The 18,980-nt window shown below is 66.3% G+C and carries 23 protein-coding genes and 1 riboswitch; of the genes, 13 read left to right on the plus strand and 10 right to left on the minus strand.

The annotated features are described in order from the left end of the window. Positions 1 to 225: 225 nt before the first annotated feature. Both Q9R31_RS07190 and Q9R31_RS07195 read right to left on the minus strand, forming a co-directional pair. Entirely contained in the window at positions 226 to 741 is a 516-nt protein-coding gene (locus tag Q9R31_RS07190; protein ID WP_311262040.1) for an NUDIX hydrolase, read from the minus strand. A 77-nt stretch (positions 742 to 818) separates the two neighbouring features. Next, on the minus strand, positions 819 to 1,010 hold the full coding sequence (locus tag Q9R31_RS07195; protein WP_311262041.1) for a DUF1918 domain-containing protein: 192 nt from the start codon (positions 1,008 to 1,010) through the stop codon (positions 819 to 821). 73 nt (positions 1,011 to 1,083) lie between these two features. On the opposite strand from Q9R31_RS07195, the gene Q9R31_RS07200 reads away from it, so the two are divergent. After that, a complete protein-coding gene (locus tag Q9R31_RS07200) occupies positions 1,084 to 1,590 on the plus strand; it encodes a metallophosphoesterase (protein WP_311262042.1) in 507 nt (168 codons plus the stop codon). Between the two features lie 153 nt (positions 1,591 to 1,743). Then, positions 1,744 to 2,637, plus strand: a complete 894-nt coding sequence (locus Q9R31_RS07205) for a glucose 1-dehydrogenase (RefSeq protein WP_311262043.1) — start codon at positions 1,744 to 1,746, stop codon at positions 2,635 to 2,637. A 58-nt stretch (positions 2,638 to 2,695) separates the two neighbouring features. Here the strand turns inward: Q9R31_RS07205 and Q9R31_RS07210 are convergent, their stop codons facing one another. The 3 genes from Q9R31_RS07210 to Q9R31_RS07220 are packed head-to-tail and all read right to left on the minus strand — an operon-like array spanning position 2,696 to position 4,064. Continuing rightward, entirely contained in the window at positions 2,696 to 3,142 is a 447-nt protein-coding gene (locus Q9R31_RS07210; RefSeq protein WP_311262044.1) for a DUF1810 domain-containing protein, read from the minus strand. Positions 3,143 to 3,177: 35 nt separating this feature from the next. Then, complete coding sequence (locus Q9R31_RS07215) at positions 3,178 to 3,741, minus strand: DNA alkylation repair protein (protein WP_397428212.1); 564 nt, start codon at positions 3,739 to 3,741, stop codon at positions 3,178 to 3,180. Then, on the minus strand, positions 3,705 to 4,064 hold the full coding sequence (locus Q9R31_RS07220; protein WP_311262045.1) for a TraR/DksA C4-type zinc finger protein: 360 nt from the start codon (positions 4,062 to 4,064) through the stop codon (positions 3,705 to 3,707). The genes Q9R31_RS07215 and Q9R31_RS07220 overlap by 37 nt, the downstream gene beginning before the upstream one ends. 351 nt (positions 4,065 to 4,415) lie before the next feature. Next, positions 4,416 to 4,582: riboswitch (cyclic di-AMP (ydaO/yuaA leader) on the plus strand. Positions 4,583 to 4,585: 3 nt separating this feature from the next. On the opposite strand from Q9R31_RS07220, the gene Q9R31_RS07225 reads away from it, so the two are divergent. Continuing rightward, positions 4,586 to 5,431 carry a LysM peptidoglycan-binding domain-containing protein gene (locus tag Q9R31_RS07225; RefSeq protein WP_311262046.1) on the plus strand — a complete coding sequence of 282 codons (846 nt, stop codon included), beginning with the start codon at positions 4,586 to 4,588 and terminating at the stop codon, positions 5,429 to 5,431. Between the two features lie 110 nt (positions 5,432 to 5,541). Here Q9R31_RS07225 and Q9R31_RS07230 read toward each other — a convergent pair whose 3' ends face one another. The 4 genes from Q9R31_RS07230 to Q9R31_RS07245 are packed head-to-tail and all read right to left on the minus strand — an operon-like array spanning position 5,542 to position 8,935. Then, complete coding sequence (locus tag Q9R31_RS07230) at positions 5,542 to 7,005, minus strand: protein adenylyltransferase SelO family protein (protein ID WP_311262047.1); 1,464 nt, start codon at positions 7,003 to 7,005, stop codon at positions 5,542 to 5,544. Continuing rightward, the gene (locus Q9R31_RS07235; protein WP_311262048.1) at positions 6,989 to 7,936 is read right to left on the minus strand and encodes a ribonuclease Z; all 948 of its coding nucleotides are present in this window, start codon (positions 7,934 to 7,936) and stop codon (positions 6,989 to 6,991) included. The genes Q9R31_RS07230 and Q9R31_RS07235 overlap by 17 nt, the downstream gene beginning before the upstream one ends. After that, positions 7,929 to 8,453, minus strand: a complete 525-nt coding sequence (locus Q9R31_RS07240; protein WP_311262049.1) for a mycothiol transferase — start codon at positions 8,451 to 8,453, stop codon at positions 7,929 to 7,931. The genes Q9R31_RS07235 and Q9R31_RS07240 overlap by 8 nt, the downstream gene beginning before the upstream one ends. Before the next feature lie 50 nt (positions 8,454 to 8,503). Next, complete coding sequence (locus tag Q9R31_RS07245; RefSeq protein WP_311262050.1) at positions 8,504 to 8,935, minus strand: hypothetical protein; 432 nt, start codon at positions 8,933 to 8,935, stop codon at positions 8,504 to 8,506. Between the two features lie 286 nt (positions 8,936 to 9,221). On the opposite strand from Q9R31_RS07245, the gene Q9R31_RS07250 reads away from it, so the two are divergent. The 6 genes from Q9R31_RS07250 to Q9R31_RS07275 all read left to right on the plus strand — a co-directional run bounded on the left by Q9R31_RS07250 (position 9,222) and on the right by Q9R31_RS07275 (position 14,160). Further along, on the plus strand, positions 9,222 to 10,757 hold the full coding sequence (locus Q9R31_RS07250) for a DUF4389 domain-containing protein (protein WP_311262051.1): 1,536 nt from the start codon (positions 9,222 to 9,224) through the stop codon (positions 10,755 to 10,757). A gap of 75 nt (positions 10,758 to 10,832) precedes the next feature. Continuing rightward, on the plus strand, positions 10,833 to 11,300 hold the full coding sequence (locus tag Q9R31_RS07255; RefSeq protein WP_311262052.1) for a universal stress protein: 468 nt from the start codon (positions 10,833 to 10,835) through the stop codon (positions 11,298 to 11,300). A gap of 75 nt (positions 11,301 to 11,375) precedes the next feature. Then, positions 11,376 to 12,371 carry a polysaccharide deacetylase family protein gene (locus tag Q9R31_RS07260; RefSeq protein WP_311262053.1) on the plus strand — a complete coding sequence of 332 codons (996 nt, stop codon included), beginning with the start codon at positions 11,376 to 11,378 and terminating at the stop codon, positions 12,369 to 12,371. A 268-nt stretch (positions 12,372 to 12,639) separates the two neighbouring features. Beyond that, positions 12,640 to 12,897, plus strand: a complete 258-nt coding sequence (locus tag Q9R31_RS07265) for a hypothetical protein (protein WP_311262054.1) — start codon at positions 12,640 to 12,642, stop codon at positions 12,895 to 12,897. 38 nt (positions 12,898 to 12,935) lie between these two features. Beyond that, positions 12,936 to 13,253, plus strand: a complete 318-nt coding sequence (locus Q9R31_RS07270; RefSeq protein ID WP_311262055.1) for a DUF3040 domain-containing protein — start codon at positions 12,936 to 12,938, stop codon at positions 13,251 to 13,253. A gap of 232 nt (positions 13,254 to 13,485) precedes the next feature. Then, on the plus strand, positions 13,486 to 14,160 hold the full coding sequence (locus tag Q9R31_RS07275; protein ID WP_311262200.1) for a response regulator transcription factor: 675 nt from the start codon (positions 13,486 to 13,488) through the stop codon (positions 14,158 to 14,160). A 21-nt stretch (positions 14,161 to 14,181) separates the two neighbouring features. Here Q9R31_RS07275 and Q9R31_RS07280 read toward each other — a convergent pair whose 3' ends face one another. Continuing rightward, on the minus strand, positions 14,182 to 15,867 hold the full coding sequence (locus Q9R31_RS07280; RefSeq protein ID WP_311262056.1) for a GAF domain-containing protein: 1,686 nt from the start codon (positions 15,865 to 15,867) through the stop codon (positions 14,182 to 14,184). A gap of 207 nt (positions 15,868 to 16,074) precedes the next feature. On the opposite strand from Q9R31_RS07280, the gene Q9R31_RS07285 reads away from it, so the two are divergent. The 4 genes from Q9R31_RS07285 (at position 16,075) to Q9R31_RS07300 (ending at position 18,945) form a co-directional block, all read left to right on the plus strand. Continuing rightward, a complete protein-coding gene (locus Q9R31_RS07285) occupies positions 16,075 to 16,533 on the plus strand; it encodes a pyridoxamine 5'-phosphate oxidase family protein (protein ID WP_311262057.1) in 459 nt (152 codons plus the stop codon). Positions 16,534 to 16,603: 70 nt separating this feature from the next. Beyond that, positions 16,604 to 17,470, plus strand: coding sequence for a universal stress protein (locus Q9R31_RS07290; RefSeq protein ID WP_311262058.1), 867 nt, complete (start codon positions 16,604 to 16,606; stop codon positions 17,468 to 17,470). A 290-nt stretch (positions 17,471 to 17,760) separates the two neighbouring features. After that, on the plus strand, positions 17,761 to 18,033 hold the full coding sequence (locus Q9R31_RS07295; protein WP_397428213.1) for a YegP family protein: 273 nt from the start codon (positions 17,761 to 17,763) through the stop codon (positions 18,031 to 18,033). 60 nt (positions 18,034 to 18,093) lie between these two features. Further along, positions 18,094 to 18,945 (plus strand): universal stress protein, encoded by an 852-nt coding sequence (locus Q9R31_RS07300; RefSeq protein ID WP_311262059.1) that lies wholly within the window; start codon positions 18,094 to 18,096, stop codon positions 18,943 to 18,945. Positions 18,946 to 18,980 lie beyond the last annotated feature (35 nt).

Below are 18,980 nucleotides of genomic sequence, written 5' to 3' on the forward strand. Positions count from 1 at the left end.
GGGCATGGCCCCAAAAAAATGCGACACGTCAGAGCTATTACGGTGTCGTTTTGCGGTCACCTGCCCAGCAATTCAGCAGCCTCAACTTCGCCGTAGCTTGGAGCATACGGCCTGCACAAGCCGGAAGCACCCGTAGTGTGTACCTAATTTCGTCCCCCCGACACGAACGGGGGTTCGAGCGCACTGGCCAGCAAAGCGGCCGCTTCCTCGAACAAGGCTGCCGGTCTACCAGGATTCGTCGATATCCAGCCGCGCCAGCAGGTCCGGCCAGGACGCGCCGAATCCGGGGTGCAGTTCCAGGGAGTCCACCTCGGCCACCGGAATCCAGAGCAGCGCGATGCTTTCAGGGTCGCTGATGACGGGCTCGAAGGATTCCCGCACCCGCACGACTACGGTGGTGTAGGACCAGTAGCCGTGGTCCAGCACGGAGGTGAACAGCACTTCCACGCTCCCGGGCGGGACGGCAGCCTCCTCGTAGGCTTCGCGGAGGGCACCGTCCACCGGCTCCTCGCCCTCATGCAGCGCCCCGCCGGGAAGGCCCCAGGTTCCGCCGTTGTGGCTCCACACGGCGCGGTGCTGCAGCAGCACCCCCTTGGCGGGGTCGTAGGCCAGGACGCCGGCCGCGCCGAACCTTCCCCAGTACCGGCCGTGTTCCCCTTCCACCCAGGCGTCGCCCGGGTCCCGGGGACCGGTGCGCGGCGGCGGAGTGGAGGACGTACTGGCGGACGGAATGAAATCCATTGCTCCAGTCTGACAGGTGAAGCGCGGGCAGGTGAAGCGCGGGCAGGCCGGAGGACCGGCAAAGTCCCGCCGGGCCGTCAGGTCTTGTTTCCGTGGTCGACGGCGAAATCGCCGCCGGGGTACATGACCGTTTCGTGCCCGTCGTCGAAGCGGACAACGTACGGTGGGCTGCCGCCGTCGCCACGTACTTCCAGAATCACCCCGTGCCGGTCCGAGGACCCGACGGTCCTTCCGTGCACCACGATGCGGTCGCCTTGGGCTGCCTCCATGGCAATCACCTCCCAGCCCCCAGATTACGACTCATGGCCGCAGGCGAACAGGGCACCATGGCAGGATTCCGGTATGGCGTTGAACCTGGTCCTGATTGCCGACACCCACGTGCCCAAACGCGCCCGGGACCTGCCAGGGCAGGTCTGGGACGCCGTCGAAAATGCCGATGTGGTGTTCCACGCAGGCGACTGGGTGGAGGCGGCACTGCTGGACGAATTTGAACGCCGCAGCAAGCGGCTGCTGGGCGTTCACGGCAACAATGATGGTCCGGAACTGCGCCGGCGCCTGCCCGAAACTGTCACCGCCACGCTCGGCGGTGTTCGGTTTGCGATGGTCCATGAGACCGGACCAGCCAAGGGCCGCGAACTGCGGTGCGAGGCGCTCTACCCCGACGCCGATGTCCTGGTGTTCGGCCACAGCCATATTCCGTGGGACACCGTGTCCCCGAACGGGCTGCGGCTGCTGAACCCCGGGTCGCCCACGGACCGCCGCCGCCAGCCTGCGTGCACCTTCATGGAAGCCACGGTCGATGCCGGGCAGTTGGCGCAGGTCCGGCTGGTGGAAGTCCACCGCGCCTGACGCGCCAGGACCCTTGGCAGGACACGGAGTCTTTGCCTAGGCTAGGAACCGTAAGCATGCTTAGCTTTTGGCTCCCGCGCCGGTGCAACCGCAGGCTGCTTCAGCATCCGGGGCGACGAACCAGCCCGTGTCCGTACGAAGAGGAGGACCACCATGACTGACCAGTACACCTTCCGCAATCCCGTGACCGCCTACGAAAAGATCTCCCCGCCGAAGCAGCACCAGCCCGAGCCGGGGCTTGATGCTGAACTGGAGCCCAAGGCCGACCTGGGCGAAGAAACCTACCGGGGCACCGGCCGCCTGGAAGGCCGCCGGGCCATCGTGACCGGCGCGGACTCCGGCATCGGGGCCGCGACGGCGATCGCCTTCGCGAGGGAAGGCGCCGACGTCGTGCTGTCCTATCTGCCGCAGGAAGAGGAGGACGCCTCGCGCATCGCGGGGATCATCGAAGCGGCCGGCCGCAAGGCCGTCAAGGTGCCGGGTGACCTCAAGGACTCCGCGGCGTGCCGGGACCTCGTGGACACGGCGCTGGCCGTGCTGGGCGGAGTGGACATCCTGGTCAACAACGCAGGGAAACAGGTGGCCCAGGAGGACCTGCAGGACATTACCGACGAGCAGTTCGACCACACCCTGAAGACCAACGTCTACGCCATGTTCTGGGTGACAAAGGCCGCCGTGCCGCATATGCCCGCCGGCTCAACCATCATCAACACCACATCCATCCAGGCGTACAACCCGTCCCCCACCCTGGTGGACTACGCCACGACAAAGGCAAGCATCAACAACTTCACCAAAGGCCTGGCCCAGCAGCTGGCACCCAAGGGCATCCGGGTGAATGCAGTGGCTCCCGGCCCCATCTGGACTCCCCTGCAGGTCAGCAGCGGCCAGCCCAAGGAGCAGCTGCCCGAGTTCGGCCAGTCCACGCCGCTGGGCCGCGCCGGCCAGCCCGCCGAGCTGGCCCCCGCCTACGTCTTCCTGGCGTCCCCGGAATCCAGCTATGTGGTAGGCGAAACATTGAACGTCAACGGCGGCAGCCCCACGCCCTAGCAGCCGCCGCCGCTGTCCCAACGCGGCAGCATGGGTGTCCGGCAGCTCCGGCCGCCGGTCAGCCGGCCGCGTCCCGGTCCGCCAGAAGCTCATCGGTGGCAGGGTCCGGTTCACCGTTGAAGAACTGGGCCAGGACGGTCTTGAACACTGTTTCTCCGGGCGCCGCCCGGAGAAACAGTGTCATCGAGGAGCGGAGTTTCCTGGCATCGATGCCGCCGAAAATGTCCTCGGCCGACTGGTCGGCGTGGTTCGCCAGGACCAGGGCGCACTCCAGCAGCCGCGGGCCCAGTACCTCGTGGTCCAGGTAGGCCCGGGCTTCAGCCAGTGAGGAGATGGCGTATTTGCGCGACATGGCACTCTGCCCCAGCCCGGCAACCTGCGGGAAGATGAACCACATCCAGTGCCCGGACTTCCTGCCGACCCGCAGTTCCCCCAACGCCTGCTCATAAGTCCCGCCAGTGTTTTGGGCGGCAACAAAACGCTCAAGGTCAAACGGCTCATTCATGTGGATCTCCTTGTTTGGCCCGTTCAGGGATCAATTTACGGGGTCAATTCTTTCGCCAGGGCAGCGGCGGCTGCCCGCAGCTGCGGGTCCCCGTCCTCCCGCCACCGTTCCAGCACAACGCCGGCCCGCTGCCGTTCGCGCTCCCCCAGACCTGCCAGCAGCGGCACCAGGACATCGGAGAGCAGAGGCTCCGTGAGGTCCGCTGCCTGGGCTGACCGGAGGAAGCCTTCCAGGCGGGTCAGGTCCGAATGGTTCAGCAGCCGCACCTTTGACTGCAGCAGCACCACGGCGGCAAGCCGCCGCTCGAAAACCGGGCGGGAGCCGGGCCTTGGCTGTCCCCAGAGGGCGGAGGCCAGCATCACGGTTCCGTCGTGGTCGAGGTCCTTGAACTTGCGCAGGGCGTCGCGGACGGTTCCGCGGACGGCCCCGACAGAGGACCCATAGGAGGCCAGCACGCCGCCCAGCCGGCTTCCGACGTCGTCCGCCCGGTACCAGGCACCCTCATTCTGCAGTGTCCGGTCAACGAAATCCGCCGCAGCCGACACCACGTCCGTCGTGCCCGTCACCGTCCGCGCCCCGAAGAAGCGTGTTGGATGCAAAACGGGGTCCATGGCCGCGCTTCCAGCCTGCCTTCAGCAATGGGTTGCCCGCAGATGGCGCAGATTCCATAGGTTCCCGCGGCCAGCCGTGCCAGGGCCGCTTCAATCTGGTCCAGTCCGGCCGAGCTTTGTTTCAGGAGCGCCGATGCCTGCGAGAGTTCGAAGGCGATCGTGGCGCCCTCCGGATCGTGTTCGTCGTCCACGTTGGAGTCCTGGCGGGCCGAATTCGCGGCGTCGATGTCCGCCCGCAGCGCCGGCAGCAGCGCCCCCCGCCGCGCCCGCTCCTCTTCGAGCAGCGTACGGAACCGTTCGAAATCTGGCATGGGGAAAGCCTAGCGCGTTACCCCGTACCGGCTCAGGGACACGGGCATGTGCGGGCATGCCTGGGTTGGTCACGAACAGGGGTATAATCCCGGGATCCAACGTGGTGATTGGAAGGCAATTGCAAGCCTCCGTCGCCGGATTGTTACCGTTTTTGACCCAGACTCCCAGGAATCGGCATCAGCCGAGGTCGCTCCCGCAATCCGGTGTACATCAAGACGTTTGCGGAATTGAGAGGGAAACCTCGTATGTTATCCAAATGTGACAATCAGGGTTAGCGCGGGTTATGGTCTTCTGGTGTCCCTCTCAGACGGGACATTCCCGTCAGCATGCCGAGCCCTGCCGCTGATCATGGGATTCAATCGCTTTCCTGTTGGCAGGGACGGGGGAACCAAGTTTCCACGGCCACTTGTGGCCTTGGGGTTAAGTCGTTAGCGCTCCGCCCGCGGAGTCCGCTAACGGCCGGGTATCTCCAACCCGAACCCGACAGCTCACCCCGCAGGCATGGGAGAGGCGATCAACCGTGTCAAAAATTTCCACTACTGCCCGTCACCGCGCGACTCCGGCCCGCTCCATTGTGCTCGAGGGCCTCGCCGTAACCGCCAAGACCCAGGCCCGCTCGCTGGGCCGTCCGGCGCTCGCAGTTGCTGCAGCGTCCGGCATTGCATTCGGCGTCGGAGCCCCGGCCCATGCAGGTGTCACCGGTCCGGACACCACTGAGAACACCAGCGTCCAGGCATACTCGGCACCTGCAGCCCCGGCAGCAGCCCCCGCCGCGGCAGCAGGAACCGTCCACACCGTGGTTTCCGGCGACACCATTGGGGCCATCGCGGCCGCCTACGGCGTCAGCCTCAACGACGTCCTGTCCGCCAACGGACTGGGACTCTCTTCGGTCATCTACCCCGGTGACCAGATCCAGATCCCCGGCGCGGGCTACACCGCAGCACCGGCTCCGGCCCCCGCCGCAGCAGCTCCGGTCCAGCCGGCAGCCGCAACCGCACCGGCAAACACCGGCATGAACATGTCCTACGCCTCCGCCACCCCGGTGGCCTCCACCGGCACGGGAACCGGCGCTGCGATCCTGGCCTCCGCCTACAGCCAGGTCGGCGTGAACCAGGACTGCACCGCAATGGTGGAGAAGGCCCTGCGCTCCGTCGGCAAGTCCGTCGGCGATCTGGCCCCCACCCAGTTCTTCCAGTACGGAAGCGTTGTCGGCGCTCCCGCCCCCGGCGACCTGATCATCACCTCCGGCCACGTGGGCGTTTACGCCGGCGACGGCCAGGTTGTGAGCGGCGGCGTCAACGGCTACAGCACCGAAGTCCACTCCATCAGCTGGCTCGGCGGCTACTCGGCAGTCCGCGTAGCCTAGTCTTCGCGGCGCTTCGAAATACCGAAGCTGGTTTCAACCAGGAGGGCGGCAGCCGGGTACTCCCCCGGCCGCCGCCCTCCTGTCGTTTTCCCATCGGCCCTTGCGGACCGTCAGGTCCCGCAGAAGGTCATGTAGTTGCCGAAATCGTCAGGGGCACCTTCCGCGTAGCGTTCCAGCCCCGGCCGCTCGGCAAAGGGCCTGCCGACGGCCTCGAGCAGCTGCTGCAGGGGTGCCAGGTTTCCTTCGGTGGCAGCGGACAGCGCCTCCTCCACCAGGTGGTTCCGGGGGATATAGACAGGGTTCACGCTGTCCATCAGTTCCGCGTCGGGTTTCAGGGCCTGCCAGCGCTCTGCCCAGGCGTCGAATGCGGCCAGGTCAAGGACCATGCCCCGCACGGGCCGGAGGTCGCCCCGCGCGGCCTTGCCAAGGTTCCGGAAGAACAGGGTGTAATCCACCGGGCCGTCCTTCAGGATGGCGATGACGTCGTCCACCACGGCTGAGGCGTCGTCGCTGTCCCCGTCGCCTGCCAGGCCCAGCTTGCGTTTCATGCCGCTGGACCACGCCTTGCTGTACTGTCCGCGGTAGCCGCCGAGCACCTCCACTGCGGGGGCAACCGCCTTCTCCTGGTCCTCGTCGATGAGCGGCAGCATCGCCTCGGCGAGCCGGGCAAGATTCCATTCGGCAAGTACCGGCTGGTTGGCGTAGGCGTAGCGTCCACTGACGTCGATGGAACTGTAGACGGCGGCGGGATTGAACGCGTCCATGAACGCGCACGGGCCGTAGTCGATGGTTTCCCCTGAAATCGTCATGTTGTCCGTATTCATGACCCCGTGCACAAATCCCACCAGCATCCACCGGGCCACCAGCTCCGCCTGGGCCGAGACGACGCATCCGAACAACGCCAGGTAGGGGTTGGGGGCGTCGGCAGCCTGCGGGTAGTGCCTGCTGATGGCATGGTCCGCCAGCCGCTTCAGGAGGTCCAGGTTTTCGGTAGCCCGGGCGTATTGAAAGCTGCCGACGCGCAGGTGGCTGCTTGCCACCCGCGCCAGGACGGCACCGGGCAGCATGGTATCGCGCCGGACCTGCCGTCCAGTTGCCACGACGGCGAGCGAACGGGTGGTGGGAATGTGCAGGGCGTGCATGGCCTCACTGACCACGTACTCACGGAGCATGGGGCCGACGACGGCACGGCCGTCCCCGGCGCGGGCGAAAGGCGTGCGCCCCGAGCCTTTGAGATGGATGTCCAGGAGCCGGCCGCTTTGGTCCGTGACCTCACCCAGCAGCAGGGCGCGCCCGTCACCAAGCAGGGGCGAGTAGCCGCCGAACTGATGGCCTGCATATGCCTGTGCCACCGGCGTGGCCGCAGCGGGGACGTGGTTGCCGACCAGGAGCCGCACCCCTTCGGGACTGCGGAGGTACTGCGGATCGAGGCCCAGGCCTTGCGCCAGCTTGTCGTTCAGGACCAGGAGCTCGGGGCAAGGTGCTTCCTCGGCCTGCCAGGGAACGGCAAGTTCCGCCAGTTCCCGGGCGAAGCGCCCGTCAAAGGTGACTGTCGATTCAGCTGCTGCCGTCATGGTTCAACCCTATCGCCGTAGTTTCGCCTGATACTTCCCGCTCCGGTTGCCGCCGACGTGGAACGGCAACGCGCTGCAGGTCCTTAGCGGCGATGACCGTGGTTTCCGGAGCCCGGGCCTGCGCCTGCTCCGCGAGGTGGGAAACGTCGTCGCCGTACCTGGCGGAGAAGTGGGTGAGCACCAGCATCCGGGATCTCCCGGACGCCGCCAGCTCACCGGCCTGCCCCGCGGTCAGGTGCAGGTATTGCCGCGCCAGCCCGGCGTCGTCGTCACTGAACGTTGACTCGGTGACCAGCAGGTCAGTCCCGTCTGCGAGCTCTTCGGCACCGGGGCACGGTGCGGTGTCCATGATGAAGGCAAACCGCTGGCCCGGCTGGGAAATGCTCATCTCCTCGAGCCTGGCTGCCCCGAGGGCCCCTTCGCGCTGCAGCCGGCCGATGTCAGGCCCTTCGATGCCCGCTGCCCGCAGCCGCTCCGGCAGGAAGGTCCGGCTGTCGGGCTCCGTGAGCAGGTAGCCGTACGTCTCGACGCGGTGCTTCAGCGGCCGGATCTCCAGTCCTTCGGCTACGGATCCGGAGCCGGCATGTGGGTGGAGCCTGAGGTCAATGCCGGGCGGGCTGACACTTAGCAGAGCCCGGACCACCTGGTCACCGGATGCTGGATAATGCAGGTGGACCGGGTGCTCCACCCCGTCAAGGACCATCCGCGAGAGGACTCCGGGCAGGCCAAAGCAGTGGTCCCCGTGCAGATGCGTGAGGCAGATCCTGGTGATGCGGCTGGCTGCGACTCCGGCATGGATCATTTGGCGCTGCGTGCCCTCGCCGGGATCGAAAAGGAGCCCTTCGCCATCCCAGCGGAGGAAGTAGCCGTTGTGGTTCCGGGTCCGGGTGGGAACCTGGGACGCGGTGCCCAGCACCACGAGTTCACGCACCGTTGGTGCCTGCCGGCGCTGTCGGTAGCCCCTTGGCGTAAGCGGCCTGGCCCACATGCTGGAGGCAGTCCCCCAGGATGCTGACCAGCCGCACGCCGAGGGTGACGGGCGGATCCCAGCGCCTGTCGACCACCCGGTCCAGGTCGGGATCCCCGAGACCTTCCAGGACTCTCGCCGTCTGCCGGTGGACGGCTTCGTAGTACTGCCGCAGGAGTTCCGGGGACGCGCGGACGGCGTCCACCTGCTTGCTTGAGTGGCCGTAGCCGGTATCACTGTCCGCCAGCGGGAGCCCAAAACGGGAGACGAATCCCTCCACCGTCCAGATCTGTTCCAATCCGGCAGCGGGGGCAACCTGGGCGTCCTCCGCCCGGCCCATGTGCCACACCAGCCAGGCGATGGAATTGCCGCGACCGCCGGGACGGCGCTGCAACTGCCCCTCATCCAGCCCGTCCAGTACCTGCGCAACCAGGCCGGGGAGGCGACCAAAGGCCTCCAGCAGCAGTTCCTTGGATTGCATGAAACTCCTCCCCTGTCATCAGGGCCCGGCGGGTCCGGCCGCCGGGCCTGCTAGCGGTCCAGGTCGTCAGGCTCAAACTCGCTGAGAGGTGAGCCGCCGAAGTTCTCCTCGTCGTCACTGGCGTCTGCTTCCAGGCCGGTGGGGGCTTCGCCAAAGTCGACGTCGGCTGCTGCTTCGCCCAGGGTGGGGGTGTCCGGCGGCACCTGTTCATCGCCGGCGCGGTACCGCGCCTGCGCGCTTTCGTCCCGCAGGGTCTGGTCGCTCAGGAAGTCCTGCTCTTCGCCTGAGACTGCCTCGTCCTGCAGCAGCGGGTCCTCCTGCCAGCGGTCCGGATTGTTCTCGGCAGCCCCCGGGTAGCTGTCCGGTTCCCCCATGACGGGGTCGAGCTCCAGGGATGACGCCGCGCCGGGAGTTTCGTCGAGAAGTACGTCGTCGTCCTGCACAACTTCCAGCTCATCGTCAGGGAGGTTCTGCTCAGTCATGATGATGCCTTTCTCTTTAATCTCGGCGGACAATAGTAAGCATACTGAGGAACTGTATTGCCTGTGAACCGTCAACACATTTTCGCGCCGCTGCAGGTCCCCTGAACAGCGCTTGCGTGACTTTTGGCCCTAGAGCGCCGGTGGCGGCGGGGCCAGTCTTGGTAAGCAGGAGGACCGGTTCAAGACGACGCGGACTGACGCCGCACACTGCACCATTTAGGCCGGGATGGCCTGCCGGTCCCTTCTTCCATTCCCCGTATCCCGCTACAGCGATAGGTTCCCCGCCATGAAGAAGCCCGCCGCCATCATCATGCTGGTCCTCGGGATCCTGATCACCCTTCCGGGCCTGGCTGCGCTGGCGGGCGGAGCCGTAGCGTCGGCGGTGGGATCAATCCAGGGGGACGGCTTCCTGACCTCCGGCACATCCCGTTTTTCCGTCAATTCCTTTGCCCTCACCTCTCCGCGGGCTGATGCCATTGGCGAGGATGTTCCCGGCAGGCTTCCCTTCGACGTCGGCACCTTGCGCCTGCGGGTAAATTCCGTGAGCCCCGACAAACCGGTGTTCATCGGCATCGGCCCGCAGGCCGACGTCGAACAGTATCTGTCAGGCGTCCACCGCTCAGAGCTGCTGAACATCCGCCAGCGGCCCTTCCGCGCCGAATACCGCGACGTACCGGGCGGAAGTCCTGCAGCGCCGCCGGCGGGCCAGCGTTTTTGGACCACCTCCGTTTCAGGCGCGGGAGAGCAGGAGCTCACCTGGAACATCACCCCCGGCACATGGGAAGTGGTGGTGATGAATGCCGATGCCTCCTCCGGCGTCGATGTCCAGGCGCAGGCCGGCTTCCGCTCCGACTTGATCCGGCCGGCAGCCACGGGCCTGCTGGTGGGCGGGCTCATCGCCCTGGTGATCGGTATTCCCCTCATTATCTTTGGCGCCATGGGATTGGGGCGGCACACCGGGCCGGCATCCGGGGGGCCGGCATCCGCCGGGCCGGGGATGGCCGGAGCAGGGATGGCCGGGGCTGGGATGGCCGGGGCAGGCCAAGTGCCGGGCGGCCAGGTGCCTGCACCGCCTCCGCAGCCGCTCACCACGGCACCCGAAGACCGCCGCGGCTACCCCGCACGGCTTTTCGGTGACATAGATCCAGGACTGTCGCGGTGGATGTGGCTGGTTAAGTGGTTCCTGGCCATACCGCATTTCGTCCTTCTCTTCTTCCTCTGGTTTGCGTTCGTCATCACCACCATCGTGGCCGGCTTCGCCATCCTGTTCACCGGCCGGTACCCCCGGGCGCTGTTTGACTTCAATGTGGGCGTTATGCGGTGGAACTGGCGGGTCGCCTTTTACGCCTACGCCGCCGTCGGCACGGACCTCTACCCGCCGTTCACGCTCAAGCGCACCAATTACCCCGCTGACTTCGAGGTGGACTACCCCGAACGGCTGTCCCGCGGGCTGGTCCTGGTGAAATGGTGGCTCCTGTCGATCCCGCACCTGCTCGTGGTGGCCGCGTTGACCAACACGGCGTGGCGGTGGCGCGCAGACGACAACTTCATTGGGACAACTTATGGACAGGGCGCTGGCCCGTCCCTGCTGGGGCTGCTGGTCCTGATCGCGGCAGTGATCCTGCTGTTCACCGGCCGTTACCAGCGGCCGCTGTTTGACCTCATCCTCGGTGTCGATCGCTGGGTTTACCGGGTCCTGGCATACACCGCGTTGATGCGGGACGAATATCCGCCATTCCGGCTGGACCAGGGCGCCACCGAACCTGAGTGGCCGGGAGAAGGGACGCTGCCGGCCGGAGTACGGCCCACCGGTGCGCCATGACCTTCGGCCCTAGCCCCGCCGCACCGCTGAGGTCATGATGGGCGTGACAGCGGGGGTCCGACGAGGGGGCAAGACATGAACATTGCCGGGGCACCAATAGCCAGGATTGTGGTAGGCGTCGATGGGTCGGAGGCGTCCCTGGAGGCACTCCGCCAGGCCCAACGGCTTGCCACCCCCCTCGGCGCCAAGGTCCAGGGCATCGCCTGCTGGGAGTACCCGCAGGTATATTCCGGCTACGTCATGATGGGCATTGAGGGCTTCGAGGAGGGCGCCAGGAGGATTCTTGACGAGGCAATGGAACAGGTTTTCGGTGCCGACATGCCGGCCAACGTCACCTCAACCCTTGTCCGGGGCCATCCCCGGGAAGCGCTGATCGACGCCAGCCGCGAGGCCGACATGATCGTGGTGGGGCGCCGCGGACACGGCGGGTTCGGCGGGCTGCTCCTGGGCTCGGTCAGTTCCGCCATCGTGGCCCATGCCCACTGCCCTGTCCTGGTGGTCCACACGCCCGAAGGCGCGGCACACGCGCCCAAGGGTTCCTGAACGTGACGCGGCCGGGGGAAAAGATACTGTCCTAGGCGGGTGATGGTGTTGCCGCCAAGTGAAGCACGACGGCGGATGCCCGCCATAGCGCTCGCCGCCGCCCTGGTAGTCCTCGCCATCGCCCTGGCCCTGTTGCTGCCGGCGCTCACGGGCCGTCCGCCGTCCGCAGCACCAGCTTCGCCCTCCGAACTTCCCAGCCAGTCCAGCCTGCCCAACCAGTCCAGCCTGCCCAGCCAGTCCAGCCCTGCGGTGCCAGGCGTTTCCCCCTCCGGGCCGCAGGGACCACAGGAAACGGAGACGCCGGAAGCGGGCCAGATACTGGTGGAGCCGCCTATTGTTGTGCCTCCGGTTCCCGGGCCGAGGCCCACGGACGCGCCTGCCGGGCCAACCGCTCCGGAGGAGCCGGGCGGTCCCCCGCAGCCGGCACCGTTTCCGGAGTCCCTTCGAGGCCAGGACCTAACCGTCATCCCCGGGGCGGGCCGTGTGGCTGCCCTCACCTTCGATGCCGGTGCCAATGCTGCAGGACTGCCCAGTATCCTGTCCACTCTTGCTGGCAAGGGGGTTATCGGGACCTTTTTCCTGACCGGCAACTGGGCCGTGAACAACCCGCAGGCCGTGGCACAGATCGCGGCAGCCGGGCACCGGGTGGCCAACCATTCCATGACCCATCCGGGCTTCACCGGGCTGGGCAGCGACCAGATCGCCCAACAGGTGCGCGGTGCCGAGCAGGCCATCCTCGCAGCCGGCGCCGATCCCAGGCCGCTGTTCCGCTTCCCCTACGGCGAACGCGACGCACGGACCATCGCGGCGGTCAACTCGCTGGGCTACGTGGCGGTCAGGTGGACCGTGGACACCCTGGGCTGGAAGGGCACGAGTGGAGGTGCAAGCCTCCAGGTGGTGGCCGGCCGTGTCCAGGCAGGGCTGCAGCCCGGTGAAATCGTCCTCATGCACGTCGGGTCCAATCCCGACGACGGGACCACCCTCGACGCCGACGCCCTCCCCCACGTTATTGACCGCATCACTGCCGCTGGGTATGGCTTCACCACCCTCGATGCCCTGCCGGGACAGTGAAGCGCGCCGCGGCGTTTAGGCTTGGTCCGGCTGCCACAACGGCTGGGCAGCGGGCATGAAGACGGCCAGGCCCACAGCCCGGGCGGTGGCACTTCCAGCGATCCAATGCCCGCCAGTGCCGGAAGCCCGGCGCGGCGGGAGCCCTGCGAATTCCCTGCTGCCCGTCGCGGGACAGGACTAATGGCTCTGCCGGCGGCACCGGCCGCATCCAATACTGGAAGGGAAGGCGGACGGATGGCGTCCGCCTCCGCTAGGCGGAGGTCGTGAAGTGTACGGCTGGAATGACGGCATGGGCCTGTGGGGCTACGTCCTGGTGAGCATCATCATGGTGGTGGCCTGGGGAGCAAGCAACGCCGGCATCGGCCTGCTGGCCCGTTCCCTGCGGGCGCCCTCCCCGGGTGCAACCCAGCCCCCATCGCCTCGAACGGCAGAGGACGTGCTGGCCGAACGTTTCGCGCGCAGCGGGATTGACGTCGCGGAATACCAGAACAGGCTGGCTGTCCTGCGCGGCCGCCCGGGTACCTGAGTTCCGGCTCCCGCAGGCAAAGGACAGTGGGTGCAGCTGTGCCGCTCTCTGAATTTGAAAAACGCCAACTCGAATCTATCGGCCATGGCCTGGCAGCGGAAGACCCCGGTTTCGCGGCCCTGCTTGGCCGGGATGCCTTCGTGCTGTGCCTTCGGAACCGGTTCAGGCGCGGACTGCTCCTCGTAGCGGCAGGCGTCTGCGTCCTGGTCCTTGGCTTGGTAGGACGGGTCCCCTGGTTGGGTATCGCGGGGTTTGCCATCATGATCGGTGCGGGATACTGGGCCGTCAAGGACTTCCGTTGGTCGTCCGGGACGAGGGACCGGGAGGTCACCCAGATGGAAGGCAACAACGAATAATTGCGACAACCGATGCTGGTAACGCGCCTTCTGTCTGTCAAGGCCCTAGGGCCGAAGGTCATTACGGGAAGAACAGTGCAAAGACACTCCGGTCGCCGCCCTGCCATGCACCAGCGCACGCAGGTCCCTTCCAGCTTCACTCCCGCTGGGCAACAATGGGATCAGGCCCTCCCCGGGGGCCGCCCCGCACAGGCGGGATTTGGTCCTGGAGATTTGGGAGCGTTCTGTGCATATGCATGAAGCTGGGTCTGATGTAGCGGCAGGATCAACCGGGCAGGTCCGCGTGTTCATCCTTGACGACCATGAACTTGTCCGGCAGGGACTGAAGGACCTGCTGGAGGGTGAAGGGTTCCTCGTGGTGGGCGAAAGCGGGTCCGCAGCCGAGGCCACCCGTCGTATTCCGGCGCTGCACCCCGACATTGCCATCCTCGACGGAAGGCTCCCCGATGGTACGGGAATCGAGGTTTGCCGGGACGTGCGTTCCCTCGATCCCCGCCTCCGCTGCCTGATCCTCACCAGTTACGACGACGAACAGGCCCTCCGCGGTGCAGTCCTGGCCGGCGCGTCCGGATACATCCTGAAACAGATCAGGAGCGATGACCTCCTGGCCGGGATCCGCAAAGCCGCTGCCGGCGAATCCCTGTTTGAACCGGGGGTTGAGCAGCAGATCATCACAGGCCTGTCCACGGTCCCCACCGATCCCCGGTTGGAGGGCCTGAGCGCGCAGGAGAAAAAGGTTCTTGCGCTGATTGGGCAGGGGCTGACCAACCGGCAGATCGGCGATGAGCTGTTCCTGGCCGAGAAGACCGTGAAAAACTACGTGTCGTCCATCCTGGCGAAGCTGGGCTTCGAACGCCGGACGCAGGCGGCCGTCTTCGTCACCAAAAGCTCGACAGACACTGCCTGACAAAAAGGTCAGGCGGGCAGCTCAGGCCAGCTGGGCGGACCACGTCACCGACGTGCCCGTGCCCGGCACACTGTCGATGATGCAGGCGCCCTTGAGTAACGCAGCCCGATGCCGCATGTTCGCCAGGCCGCTGACCTGGGCGGGCTCGGTGAAACCCCGGCCATTATCGCTGATGAGAAGCTGGACCTGGTCCCGGAGCACGTCAACCTGGATCTCGATTTCCGCTGCTCCGGCATGCCGCAGCGCATTGCTGAGCCCCTCCGACAGGACAGACAAAAGATGGACCGCCACGTCTTCCCGGATCGAGTCCACTGCTCCGTTCAGGGAAACTTTGGGAGTTACGGCGTAGCTGCGCGAGTTTTCCCGGACCACGCGCAGGATCCGGCCCGTCAGTGGTTCCCGTTCCTCGTCGGCGGTACGAAGGGAGTAGATCGTATCGCGCAGCTTGCGGATGGTGTCATCGAGTTCAGTGGTCACAGCGGCGATACGTTCATGCGCCACAGGGTGGGTTGTGTAGCGGCGCAGGCTCTGGATGCTCAGGCCGGCAGCGAACAGGCGCTGGATCACCAGGTCATGCAGGTCCCGGGCAATCCGTTCCCGGTCACTGATGAGGAGGTTCTGTTCGCGCAGGGCGTTCACGCGCGCCAGGTCAAGGGCCAGGCCGATCCTGCTTCCAAAGATGGCGCTGGTCTCTGCCTCGGCCTGGGTGAAGACCGCCGTTCCGTGGGCGCGTGCCAGCAGGAGGACGCCGTTGTCGCTGCCGGCGTGCCCCAGCGAACAGACAAGTATGGAGCCAAGCTTCCCTGCCACGTCGTCGTCGTCGAACACCTGCCGCGGGTCCTTTGCAACGAAAGACCCGCCGTCGTCAATAACGCCGGATACCGCCGGTGAGGGCATCAACTCCTGGCCCGCCTGAAGGCCTTGCACACCAAGGCATGAACGGCATCGAAGGGTACCGTCACCGGCCGGCACAGCCACCACTGCGAGCGCGGAGTCCGATACCTTCAGGGCCGTGTCGGCAACAATGTCGAGGATGTCCGCGTCCCCCGGATGCGGCGCCATGATCAACCGGCTGCTCAGCTCCATGCCTGCCTCAAGCCATTTCTGCCTGCGGTTGCTCTGTTCAAAGAGGCGGGCATTCTGGATGGCGACGCCGGCCGCCGCCGCCAGGGCAACAGCAAGATCCTCATCGTCGCTGGTGAAATCCTCTCCACCCTGCTTTTCCGTCAGGTAGAGGTTTCCGAACACTTCGTCGCGCACACGGACGGGCACGCCCAGGAAGGTCTTCATGGGTGGGTGGTTGGGAGGGAAACCGGACGCAATGGGATGCTTGCCAAGGTCATGGAGCCGCAAGGGCCTTGGCTCGCGGATAAGCGGGCCAAGGACACCGTGCCCTCTAGGCAGGTCGCCAATGGAACGGATCCCTTCTTCATCAATGCCCACCGTGATGAAGTGGCTCAGGGTGCGGTCCTCACCGATGACGCCCAAAGCGCCGTATCCCGCACCGACCACAGCGCAGGCTGACCGGACAAGGCGGTCGAGCACGGCCTCCAGGCTCAGGTCCTCGGCGAGGGCCACCACTGCGGCCAGCAGGGCGTTGATGCGCTCCTGGCTATCCAGCAGCTCGTGGCCCCGGCCGGCAGAGTCCGGCACCAAATCTTCAACGCTGTCCCTCAACGGCGGTCGCCAGGGCTCCTCAGTGCTCACGTTCCACCTCCTGCGGCAAGGGCCTGCGGCGCTGCGGGTCCCTGTCGCGATCCATGTGTCCGGGAGGGAAAAGCCTGCCCCCGCCCACAAGTCCGCCTTCACATGAGCATGAAGACATGTCCTGGGATCATTGTAAAAGGCCTCGTCAACAGCCCGCGGGACCTTCTTCCCTACCGGCCGGCAATTTCGCGGCCCTAGGCTACGCCCATGAACACAGCAGCGGCAGAACCGGAAATCAAAGAACTCGGCGTCCACGATTGCTGGAAGTACCTTCGGTCCACGTCCATCTGCCGGATTGCGTTCAGTGAGGGGGACGCCGTGGAAAACTACCCCGTGAATTTCGTACCCAGCAACGGCACCTTGCTCATCCGTACCGGCGAAGGCACAAAGCTCGCCTCCCTGGCGGACCGAAAGCCGCTTGCCGTTGAGGTGGACGGAATGAACCAGTACGGCACTATCGCCTGGAGCGTCATCCTCAAAGGGTATGCGGTGGTGGTGTCCGATGAAGAGGAAACACAGGATGCGATGGAGGCAGGCCTGTCCCCCTGGCAGCCGGGCCGGAAGAACGTCCTGCTGCGGATCACACCACAGGAGATCAGCGGCCGGAAGTTCGTGATCGCGGCACCAACCCATTGGTGGCCGGCCAGAGAGACCGCCGCAGACTGAGCCCCACGAAAAACGCCGCACGGCAATCCGTCCAAAACCCCTTCGCACGCAACCCCAAAGGATGGCCCCCGTGGCAGCTGCCAAACCAATCGCCGTCGGCATCACGGCTACTTCGGCGTCCAACGCCGCCCTCTCGTGGGCTGCAGCCCGGGCCAACAGGCTCAACTGTCCGCTCGCCGTCGTGAACGTCTTGGACGATCGCTGGATGGCGGCCGAAGTTCTTCCCTACCTGGAGATCCTCCGTGAATCGGGGCTGGCCCTGTTGAAGGAAGCCGGCGAAAAGGCCATTGCCGCCGAACCCGGACTGCAGGTGACCCTCCAGCTGCTCGAAGGAGGTGTGGGGGCGGCGCTGGGTGACTATTCCAGGAATGCCTCCATGCTTGTCCTGGGCAGCAGCGGCCACGCGCACGGTGCCCTGACCGACCGGGCCCTCCAAGCAGCTGCCACGGCCGAGTGCCCGGTGGCCGTCGTTGGGGACGGCCAGGAGCGGGGCCGTGGCATCGTGGTGGGCGTGGATGGATCCCGGGAATCGACACAGGCAGTGGCCTTTGCCGCCGCTGAAGCAGACGCGCTGGGAGAGGAACTGACGGTTCTTTACGCTTTCACCGGCCCAAGCCGCTGGATCGCGGCTGGCCTGCCGCAGAGCAGCTTTGCAACCCACGTGGTGGAGGAGGAGCAGATCGTGCTGTCCGAAACCGAGGCGGGTCTCCGGCAGGACTACCCGGACCTAGTGGTCAACACTGTGATGGAAACCGTCCTGGAGCCGGCGGACGCCCTGATCCGTGACGCAGCCGGCGCACGGCTGCTGGTCCTTGGCAGCCGGGGAAAGGGTGGTTTCGAAAGGCTTGTCCTGGGGTCCACGGCACACGCGGTGCTGACCCAGCCGCCGTGCCCCACCGTGATCACCCGCCTGCACAAGCAGCAGCACAACGAATGACCGCGGGCTGAGGACCCTTAGGCTACGACGCCGGCGCACGGCTCCTCCAGGGAGCGGCCGCTTTGGGGAGTCAGGCACTTTCCTGCGGCCGCGTTTACTTTTTTTCGTCCGCTGGGCATCCTGCGGGCTGGTCAGGGACTTTGGTCCCTAAAAGACGGGCGTGTCCTCTGAGATGGTGGTCTGGGCCGGAAGCACAACAACGAGGTTGTGCATCCGGGTTCGCTGTGGCCGCCGCGGGCCGGCATGCAGCCGAATCCATGACGGCCGGACGGTAGAGGAGAGCAAGGCTTATGGCAGGTACGTTCGAACTGTTTGTCGATGAAGATTCACGGATCCGGTTCCGGCTCGTGATGCCGGACGGGCACGTACTGGCGGTTTCCGGGCAGTTCAACGACAAACAGGCGGCGGCTGCTGCGATAAAAGAGGTAAGGGAATGCGCGGGGACCGGCTTGATCCGGGACGTGGCACCGACGCCAACAGGCCGGATGCTTCCTTCCCCGCCGCAGCCGTGCCGGAAACCCCGGGACGGTATCCGGAGGCTCAACTCCTTGGGCGCCGCATAAGCCCGCAGGCGCAGGGAACACCCAGCCAGGAAAGCGGCTGTTGATGATGAGCCCAGTCACGTGACGCGTGATCCGGAGTCCATCGTGGCCGGCTATGACGGCTCGGACCAGGCAGCGGCGGCCGTCCGTTGGGCGGCGCGCCATGCCCGGGCCACCAATTGCCCGCTCCATGTGGTGCATTGTTCAATGTGGCAGTTGCTGACAAGGCACCTGGGTCCTGTCCCTGGGGTGTCTGGCAGTGGCCTGGAACAGTCCGCCGAGTCCGTCCTGGAGGAGGGCGTCTCGCATGCGGCAGCGGAAGTACCGGGGCTTGAAATCCGCCGCACCCTGCTCCACGGACTGCCCGCGCAGGTTCTGGCCGAATTCTCCGCCGGTGAAAAGTTACTGGTCGTCGGCAGCCGCGGACTGGGCGGCTTCCTTGGCCTTCTCGTGGGATCCGTGAGCCTGGAACTGGCGGCCACTGCTGCCTGCCCCGTAGCCGTGATCCGCCAGGACACCCATCCCGGCGGACCCGTCGTCGCCGCCGTGGATGCATCAGGTTCTCCCGCGGCGCTGGAAGACGCCTGTGCCATGGCTTCGGCATGGCACGCACCGCTCGAGGTGCTCCACGTCCGCCACCAGCCGCCTGGGTACCACCAGCCGAAGAGGCAGGACGCCGCGGCTGATGCCCGGGAAGTACTTGAGTCCGCCTTGGACCGTGCGCGGGCCATGGCGCCCGGTATCGCCGTTGACGGCCGGGTACTCACGGACAGTTCGGTCCCGCACGCCATCCTGAAAGCCGCACGGGAAGCCCGGCTAGTGGTGGTGGGTTCGCAGGGCCGCGGGATCCTCCGGGAGACCATCGGTTCAACCGCCCACGCAGTATTGCATCACGCCCACGGCCCGGTTCTCATTTCCCGGCGCGGCGCCTGATGGAGCAACGCTGCGGCAGGAGTGTCAGCCGGGCT

It is taken from the genome of Pseudarthrobacter sp. BRE9 (assembly GCF_031844305.1).
In the GTDB taxonomy this organism is placed as follows: domain Bacteria; phylum Actinomycetota; class Actinomycetes; order Actinomycetales; family Micrococcaceae; genus Arthrobacter.